General features: G+C 42.8%; 9 protein-coding genes and 1 tRNA gene. 2 read left to right on the forward strand and 8 right to left on the reverse strand.

Annotated elements, in window-relative coordinates:
- Positions 1 to 6: 6 nt before the first annotated feature.
- Genes AB5217_RS22895 through AB5217_RS22915 form a run of 5 tightly spaced genes read right to left on the reverse strand, consistent with a single transcriptional unit; the run spans position 7 to position 4,123 of the window.
- Complete coding sequence (locus AB5217_RS22895; protein ID WP_042994412.1) at positions 7 to 1,263, reverse strand: energy transducer TonB; 1,257 nt, start codon at positions 1,261 to 1,263, stop codon at positions 7 to 9.
- Entirely contained in the window at positions 1,260 to 1,832 is a 573-nt protein-coding gene (locus AB5217_RS22900) for an RNA polymerase sigma factor (protein ID WP_004301947.1), read from the reverse strand. Before AB5217_RS22900 ends, AB5217_RS22895 begins: the two co-directional genes overlap by 4 nt.
- Positions 1,833 to 2,489 (reverse strand): lysophospholipid acyltransferase family protein, encoded by a 657-nt coding sequence (locus AB5217_RS22905; RefSeq protein WP_032843956.1) that lies wholly within the window; start codon positions 2,487 to 2,489, stop codon positions 1,833 to 1,835. It lies immediately after the preceding gene.
- 24 nt (positions 2,490 to 2,513) lie between these two features.
- Complete coding sequence (locus tag AB5217_RS22910; protein WP_004301949.1) at positions 2,514 to 3,470, reverse strand: phosphatidate cytidylyltransferase; 957 nt, start codon at positions 3,468 to 3,470, stop codon at positions 2,514 to 2,516.
- Positions 3,467 to 4,123 carry a CDP-alcohol phosphatidyltransferase family protein gene (locus tag AB5217_RS22915; RefSeq protein ID WP_032843968.1) on the reverse strand — a complete coding sequence of 219 codons (657 nt, stop codon included), beginning with the start codon at positions 4,121 to 4,123 and terminating at the stop codon, positions 3,467 to 3,469. The genes AB5217_RS22910 and AB5217_RS22915 overlap by 4 nt, the downstream gene beginning before the upstream one ends.
- 189 nt (positions 4,124 to 4,312) lie before the next feature.
- Here AB5217_RS22915 and AB5217_RS22920 point away from each other — a divergent pair, with 189 nt between their 5' ends.
- Positions 4,313 to 6,163, forward strand: coding sequence for a vWA domain-containing protein (locus tag AB5217_RS22920; protein ID WP_032854782.1), 1,851 nt, complete (start codon positions 4,313 to 4,315; stop codon positions 6,161 to 6,163).
- A 259-nt stretch (positions 6,164 to 6,422) separates the two neighbouring features.
- Here AB5217_RS22920 and AB5217_RS22925 read toward each other — a convergent pair.
- The 3 genes from AB5217_RS22925 to AB5217_RS22935 all read right to left on the reverse strand — a co-directional run bounded on the left by AB5217_RS22925 (position 6,423) and on the right by AB5217_RS22935 (position 7,541).
- Positions 6,423 to 6,495 (reverse strand) — tRNA-Trp (locus AB5217_RS22925).
- 65 nt (positions 6,496 to 6,560) lie between these two features.
- A complete protein-coding gene (locus AB5217_RS22930) occupies positions 6,561 to 6,914 on the reverse strand; it encodes an arsenate reductase family protein (RefSeq protein ID WP_004308288.1) in 354 nt (117 codons plus the stop codon).
- Between the two features lie 48 nt (positions 6,915 to 6,962).
- Complete coding sequence (locus AB5217_RS22935) at positions 6,963 to 7,541, reverse strand: uracil-DNA glycosylase family protein (protein ID WP_032843969.1); 579 nt, start codon at positions 7,539 to 7,541, stop codon at positions 6,963 to 6,965.
- A 108-nt stretch (positions 7,542 to 7,649) separates the two neighbouring features.
- Between AB5217_RS22935 and AB5217_RS22940 the strand changes: the two genes are divergently transcribed.
- A partial coding sequence (locus AB5217_RS22940; protein WP_368117387.1) for a carboxypeptidase-like regulatory domain-containing protein occupies positions 7,650 to 8,089 on the forward strand: 440 nt, incomplete at its 3' end.

Consider the following 8,089-nt stretch of genomic DNA (forward strand, 5'->3'; position numbering starts at 1 on the left):
TTAAGTTCAGAATCGTACTGTTACTCTTGCCGGGAGTTTTCCACTTGTCCACTTAGGTCCTTCTTTGACAAGCCGGATGGCTTCTTTATCAGCGAATTCGCATAATCCATGAATAACAGTGATATTTTGCGGCTTTCCTTCTTCATCAACAAAGAAAGAAAGGACTACCTTCCCCTTAATATCTTTACAGTTATCATCCGTTGGACGAACGAGATTCTCTTTCAGGTATTTCTGATAGCTACGTTTACCGATGACAGGTTGTGGAGTGATCTCTTTCTCTGCCTGTTCCTCAACCTTCACAACACTTCCGAGGGTTGTTGACTTCTTATTTTTCTTAGCGCCATATCCCACTACCACCACTTCATTGAGTGTCTGTTTGTTTTCGTTCATGGCAATGAGCATCGTCCGGCTGGTATCTACCCGGATTTCTACCGGATCATATCCGATATATTCCGCTGTCAATCGTTTCTTATCATCCTTTTTGACTAACGAAAATTCTCCATTCATATTTGTGATGGTTCCGATATTCGTTCCTTTATATGTCACACTGGCTCCGATAAGCGGTTCCCCTTTTTTGTCGGTCACTATTCCTTTAATCATGTTATTTTGGGGAAGGATAGTCGCTACCTTAGCCATCTTCATTTTCTTATCTGATTCAGATTCGAAAGTATCTATCGTTGCTACTACTTCTTGCAATGCAGCAGTCTCTTCCGAGACTTCTTCCATCATCGGCACAGCTGCCACAGGCGCACCTTGTGGTTGCGAAGTCGTTTGGATTTTGGCAATCATATCTTTCTTATCCGCTTGTCTCGCAGTAATTTCGGAAATAGGAGTGGAATCCGTTTTTACCTTTGTAGTAGCTAATGCGATTTCCTTTTGCGGAGTTGCGGGAACTGTTGGAGTGGCAGGAATTGCCGGAGTTGGTGGAGCTGCGGGTTCAGCCAACTTTGTGGAAACACTCTCTTCCGCAATGAACACTTCATCTGTCATGCTCTTTTTCAGGAACAGGAAATAACTGCTGATACCGAATCCGATAATCAGACACGCAGCGATGCTCCAGGTGATAGCATAAGTGTTCTTTTTCTTTGCCGAATGAGCAGAAACCTGCATCCGCAGTTTCTCGATCCGTTGTTCGTGATTTCCCTCCACCTGGTTGTATCCATCCATAGCATCGGCCAGGAAAGGGTCTTGCATCGACTCTTTTTCCAGCCGGTGTGCCTCTTTTCCTTTGCGGAGTCCTCGTATGTAGTCCAATAGTTTCATAGGGCTTGTTTCTTAATACAAATTTTTAAGTTTCGCTTTCCGTTTTGGATATAGCTTTTCACATTGTTCAGAGTAAATCCGGTCTGTTCCACAATGTCGGCATACGACATTTCCTCTAAAAAGAAACGCGTAATGCTGGTCCGTTGTTCTTCGGGCAACTTTTCGAGACAGTGATGTAATGCCTTTAGTTGTTCTTCTGAACTTTCCTCCTCACTTAATAGATGCAGAAATTCGTCGGATTCCATAACATTAACGGTATAATCTAACGTAATTTCTTTATTTTCCTTTCGTAAAAGTTGCAAGCAATGATTCTTTGCCACCCGGTAGAGCCATGGCTTGAACACTTTTATCTCATAATTTCCCAATTTAGGCAATAAATCTTCAAACAACTGCATGACCGCCTCCTGTGCCCGGTCTTCATCATGCAGATATTTCAGGCAAAGTCCGTATAGTAACGGGATATATCGGTTATATAATTCGCCGAAATATTCCGTATCACCGGACTTCGTGTAATGTATTAGTAATTCCTCGTCCGATAGTTTTGATATTTTTCTTTTGAAAAACAACATCTATTCCTCTTCTTCGTCAACAATGACTTGATATTTTTCTTTCATTGCTTCAAAATCACCTGTAATCTGGTCTAATATTTCATGCGTATCCGTACTCTTTACCAATGCGGGCATACCGTAATAGATAGATGCTTTATATGGCAACAGTATCATTTTTCCTTTGGGCAGAGAACGTCCCATACCGGTCATGAATACGGGAATATATTTCACTTCAGGCCGCAGAGACAGGATGCGTGCTATGCCGGATTTAATTTTTCCCATTTGTTCCGGCTTTCCTCTGGTTCCTTCCGGAAAAAGAATCAGTGAATATCCGGCATCAATGGCTTCGAGCATCTTGCGAATCGGATCATGTTCCGAATCTTTTTCCCCTTTTCTCCTGATTAAAAGAGTATTGATGAAAAAGTTGCTGATGGAAGCCTGAAAGCGGGTTTTCCCGAAATAGTCTTCTGCTGCTACGGGTTTGACTTTCCACAAAAGTTCGCCGGGCAGGGAAGCCAATAGGCTTAGGGTGTCCAGGTGGCTGTTATGGTTGGCAAGGATGATGAATTGCTTTTCCTTTTTGAGGAACTGGCAATCGGTGAACTGAACTCCCACAACCAATTTCAGAAACCATTGGAATACACCTTTATATATAATCTGCATGGCAGCAGCTTGCATGAATCTTTTTTCCATTCTCTCCGTTTAATATGCAATGTAATAAACTAAATGAAAAAATACAGGAGCCGTGTAGGCCAGAGAATCTATCCGGTCGAATACTCCTCCATGACCGGGAATACTGTTCCCCATGTCCTTAATTCCTTTATCTCTCTTGATGGCGGAGATGACTACGTCTCCCGAGAATCCGGCAATCGCAACGAGAGCACTTACCAGGATAACGTTGGGAGCGGAGAGGGGAGTCAGGAAACCGAGGAAGTAACCAATGACGGTAGTACTGATTACACCGCCCAGAAATCCTTCCCACGTTTTGTTCGGACTTACTTTCGGGAGTATCTTATGTCGTCCGAGAAGTTTGCCCCAGATAAATTGCATAACATCGTTGATTTCCGTAAGGAATACAAGGAATAATAGCAGACCTCGTCCTCCTGCATTGAATCCCGGAAGTTCAGGAAGCGACAGGAGATAAGCGAGGTGGCTGATACCGAATACTGAAAGCATCAGAATCCACTGCAACAGAGCCATCGACTTGGTAATTCCGTGGGTGTCTCCCTTTAAAACAAGTCGTAAGGGCAATACGAGAAACATAACTACCGGAATGAAGATGATGAATGCTCCATACCAGGCAAGGTAAGCAAGGTAATATTGAATGGGAATGGCCAATATCCCCCAAAACAATGCTCCGCGATCTGCCTCTCTGAATCCCAACACCGAATACAGTTCTCTGAAAGCGATGAAAGAGAGAAAGGCAAGGAAGAAGTAAGAAATGTTATAACTGATAAATACAGCGCCGATAAACATGCCCGCCATGATCCACCATGAACGCGTGCGGGCGGAGAGTTCGCTGATATTTGTTTTTGGAGAGATCTTCTTTACGAGAAAAAGAATAAGGCTTGCCGTAACAAGCAGTCCGATGATGAGCGAAATGACGATAATCAATTCATCGCTTAGCGTAGGAAATATGATATCCAGTAGTTCTTTCATTTTATTTCATTGTTTGTTGTGTGTGACATGAGGTACAGACGGTGTATCAGTGTTGCGACAAGGCCGACGTTGATTATTATCAGAGCTATGAGACATACCATCCGGTCGTATCCTGCGTGAATGGTGCAGGTGGCTACTACAAAGGCAAGCGTGAGCAATGCCATGCGGTGTTGCTTGGCCATCGGACCGTTAAAGAAATGCTGGTGCGTTTTGTAGGCTCCTATCCAGCGGAAATAAGCTGTCATAACGGCAAGAAGGGCCGCTAGCCATCCCAGTTCAATACCGAATCCACCTGCTATATATCCGATGGGAATGATGAACAAAGCATCAGCAAAGCGGTCGGGCATATCATTGTAGAGATCTCCGTTGGCACTTTTCTTCCCTCCTTCAATAGCTACCATCCCATCGAACAGGTTGCAGAGTAACCGCGACTGCATGCAAACGATGAACAGAATGTAGGCTACATACTTGTTAAAACCGGGATCAATGACTGTGCCGATCAACAGAAGGCACCCCACCATAGCGAAGAATACGCTCATCATGGAAATTTGATTGGGAGTGACACCCCAATGAGTTAGTTTGCGGGCAATAATAGTAGCCCAGGCCGTGTTTCGTGAGGCTATTTCCCGCCTTCCGTCGACTTCGTTTTTCATATTTATAATATGTTTATGATCGGCAAATATACACATCATCTTAAGAGTTGCAAAGGAATGAGTGAGAATTTTGAAATGACTCTTTTTTCTGCCGGATAAAAAAAAGTTCAGGCAATTTATGGAATCTGTGTGAAATGTGCATCTCTATAATAAAAGCGAACTAATAGTAACATTTTAAAATAAGAAGTTATGAAAACAAATCAATTCAGAGCGATGATGCTCGTACTGCTAATGGCGGTTATTTCTTTAGGTAGGATGAATGCGCAAGTTATTACTGTGTCGGGTACGGTGACGGATGCAAAGGATGGAAATCCGCTTGTAGGTTGTTCGGTACAGATCAAGGGTACTTCGAAAGGTGCAATAACGAATATGAAGGGCCAGTATACAATTCAGGCCAAGAAGGGGGAGACGTTGTTGTTTCAGTATATCGGGTATAAGCAAGAGAGAAGGGTGGTGAAATCGGCTACGCTGGATGTGAAGATGAAAGCTGATGATGTGGTATTGGAAGAATGTGTAGTGGTAGGATACGGGCATGAGCTAAAGGCTACTAAATCGGTGTCTGCTGCTTATATGGCGGTATGTCCGACACCGGGAATCATGTATGATGCTGTAAATGCGGAAGAATACGGGCAGATTCAGGAGAATGGATTTAAGAGTGTGTCGGATGCTCCGCTTTCTACTTTCTCTATTGATGTAGATGCTGCTTCTTATAGTAATATGCGTCGTTTTATCAATAAAGGTGAATTGCCTCCTGTAGATGCTATCCGTACGGAAGAATTAGTGAACTACTTTTCCTATGATTATCCGAAACCGACAGGAAGTGATCCTGTGAAAATCACGATGGAAGCCGGAGCATGTCCCTGGAATGCGGATCACCGTCTTGTGCGTATCGGCTTGAAAGCTAAAGAAATCCCGACGGAACATCTGCCTGCATCTAATCTGGTGTTTCTGATTGACGTCTCCGGCTCTATGTGGGGAGCTAACCGGTTGGATTTGGTGAAATCATCTCTCAAATTGTTGGTAAACAACTTACGGGATAAAGATAAAGTAGCTATCGTGACTTATGCAGGCAGTGCCGGTGTGAAACTGGAGGCCACTCCGGGTAGTGACAAACAGAAGATTCGTGAAGCGATAGATGAATTGACGGCAGGTGGTTCTACGGCAGGTGGTGCGGGTATCCTGTTGGCGTATAAAATAGCCAAGAAGAATTTTATCTCTAATGGTAACAACCGTATCATACTTTGCTCCGACGGTGATTTTAATGTGGGTGTTTCTTCCGCCGAAGGATTGGAACAATTGATTGAAAAAGAACGTAAGAGTGGAGTGTTCCTTACCGTATTAGGTTATGGCATGGGTAATTATAAAGATAAGAAGATTCAGGTGTTGGCAGAAAAGGGAAACGGTAATCATGCTTATATAGATAACTTGCAGGAAGCCAATCGTGTTTTAGTAGGCGAATTCGGCGCTACATTGCATACAGTGGCGAAAGACGTCAAACTGCAAGTGGAATTTAATCCTTCCCAAGTGCAGGCGTATCGTTTGATTGGTTACGAAAGCCGTCTGTTGAAAGACGAAGACTTTAATAATGATGCTAAAGATGCCGGAGATATGGGTGCGGGACATACGGTAACTGCTTTTTACGAAGTGATTCCTACAGGTATAAAGAATGAATATGTGGGTAAAATAGACGATCTGAAATATCAGAAGAAAGAGAAAGTGACAGTGAAACCGACAGGCTCTAATGATCTCCTGACTGTGAAACTGCGTTATAAAGCTTCGGATAAAGATGTCAGCAAGAAAATGGAACTTCCTTTCGTTGATAATAAAGGTAATAATGTTTCTTCTGATTTCCGCTTTGCTTCTGCAGTGGCTATGTTCGGACAGTTGCTTCGGGACTCTGACTTCAAAGGAAATGCCAGTTACGATAAAGTGATTAATCTGGCCAAACAGGGACTGAATAATGATGATAAAGGATATAGAAGAGAATTCATCCGTTTGGTTGAGGCTGCCAAAGGATTGGAAAGAACGAATAAGAACTAGGAAATCGGGCGGGAGTCATTGTGAGTGTACGCTATATGACTATGCGTAAGATTCGCAGATATGAATGAACGTAGAATTCCAGATGGATAATCGTAGAAAATCATAGTGACGGTATATGTTCGGGATAGTGACGCTATCGCTGTTGTATACCGTCACTATCTTTGTCGGATAGCGTCACTATCATTTATTTCGTCCGAATTTCGTCCGACCTGAAACGAAAAATAGCCGTAAACTTATCGTTTACAGCTATTTAACTCTGCACGGGAGGAGAGGCTCGAACTCCCGACACCCGGTTTTGGAGACCGGTGCTCTACCAACTGAGCTACTCCCGTGTTTGCGGCTGCAAAGGTAGTAGAAACTTCTGAATCTCCAAACATTCGGGTAAATAAGTTTTGAATTATTTTAATTTTTCCCACTCATCGGGCTTAAAACCGACTAGAACGAAGCTGTCTGTCACTACCAATGGGCGTTTCACCAATTTACCGTTGGTTGCCAATAGTGCTATCTGTTCTTCCTCACTCATTGCAGGTAGCTTCTCGCTTAGTTTCAGCTCTTTATATACTAATCCGCTCGTGTTGAAGAATTTCTTCACCGGCAGACCGCTGCGCGGAATCCATGCCTTTAATTCTTCCACCGTAGGATTTTCTTCTACGATTAAGCGGTTGGTAAACTCAATGTTATTTTCTGTTAACCATTTCTTGGCTTTTTGGCATGTGCTGCATGCCGGGTACTGCAAAAATAATGTTGCCATATTCATTTATAATTTAATACTTGATATTTAATACTTAATACTTGAACTTCACTTCAATATCTGTAAATCCTGAAACATAATCCGGTAAGCGGCCGCTTTCTTTTCCAATGCTAATGGATACGCCCTTGATGATGAGGGCATCCGGTAAAGCCGCATGGCACGTCCTTCGAAAACAAATTCGGAGTAATCACCTACTTTGGGTTCTTCTATGTCGAATTGCTGTCGGAGAGTGTCCGTTGCTTTTTGGCCCGTAGTGACGATTGCTTTGCATTCGGGAAGCTGCCGCAGTAATGCTGCAACATCGGTGGCTTCCACTACTTCAAGAAACTTGTCCGATGCATTATCCTGCAACCGGCGAATGGATGAAGCGGTATCAAATAGGGCAATCCCCTTTTCGTTTAAAAAGTCTATGATTTGCTCGCGGCAGAACGATTTTAGTGTCGAATTCAGAAAGTGATTCTTATCATTAAAGAATAAGATTCCATATATACGCCACATGTCGTTGTTTAGGTTCGGGTAGTAAAACTCCATAGACCAACGTTTTTTCTGTGGCGGAAAACTTCCCAGCATAAGTAATTTTGATTTCGCTGGGAGAAACGGTTCTAACGGATGTATTTCGATTTCCATAATTTCTTTCATTTTAATTTCGTACAAAAATAGTGATAATGTTTATTTCCCTCAAAATCAATGAGAAAAAATGCTAGATTTAAAATAATTAGTTATTTTTGCGGCGTGATGAACAAACAATATTTTATTATATCATTGAAAAAAGAAATTTTTGTGACTTGCTTCTTGATAGGCTTACTTTTCCTGGAGGGAGGAAATTGTTATGCTTCGGAGCAACAAGCGTTAAGAGGGACGATAGAAGTTCCTTCTGATCATAATACCGTGAGAGGGCGTGTAATTGATATCTATGGTGAACCACTGATCGGTGCTACAATACGCGAAAGGGGGGGAGCCAGTGGTACTGTGACCGATATTGATGGAAAATTCTTTTTGTCTGTGCCGGATAGTGCTGTCTTACAGGTTTCTTTTGTGGGTTATAAGACTGTAGAAGTCAATGTGGCAGGTCGGAATGTGCTTGAAATACGTCTTCAGGAAGATGCGGTGATGCTTGAACATGTCATCGTAACGGCCTTGGGACTTGAAAAGGATGAAGCTACATTGGCCTATTC

This window comes from Bacteroides sp. MSSM.1001136sp1_RTP21357st2_D2_RTP21359_211015, from assembly GCF_040913205.1.
Taxonomy (GTDB): domain Bacteria; phylum Bacteroidota; class Bacteroidia; order Bacteroidales; family Bacteroidaceae; genus Bacteroides; species Bacteroides ovatus.

Coding starts and splice junctions, on each gene's coding strand:
- AB5217_RS22895 (WP_042994412.1), bottom strand. CDS start 1,263: ATGAAACTATTGGACTACATACGAGGACTCCGCAAAGGAAAAGAGGCA.
- AB5217_RS22900 (WP_004301947.1), bottom strand. CDS start 1,832: ATGTTGTTTTTCAAAAGAAAAATATCAAAACTATCGGACGAGGAATTA.
- AB5217_RS22905 (WP_032843956.1), bottom strand. CDS start 2,489: ATGCAAGCTGCTGCCATGCAGATTATATATAAAGGTGTATTCCAATGG.
- AB5217_RS22910 (WP_004301949.1), bottom strand. CDS start 3,470: ATGAAAGAACTACTGGATATCATATTTCCTACGCTAAGCGATGAATTG.
- AB5217_RS22915 (WP_032843968.1), bottom strand. CDS start 4,123: ATGAAAAACGAAGTCGACGGAAGGCGGGAAATAGCCTCACGAAACACG.
- AB5217_RS22920 (WP_032854782.1), top strand. CDS start 4,313: ATGAAAACAAATCAATTCAGAGCGATGATGCTCGTACTGCTAATGGCG.
- AB5217_RS22930 (WP_004308288.1), bottom strand. CDS start 6,914: ATGGCAACATTATTTTTGCAGTACCCGGCATGCAGCACATGCCAAAAA.
- AB5217_RS22935 (WP_032843969.1), bottom strand. CDS start 7,541: ATGGAAATCGAAATACATCCGTTAGAACCGTTTCTCCCAGCGAAATCA.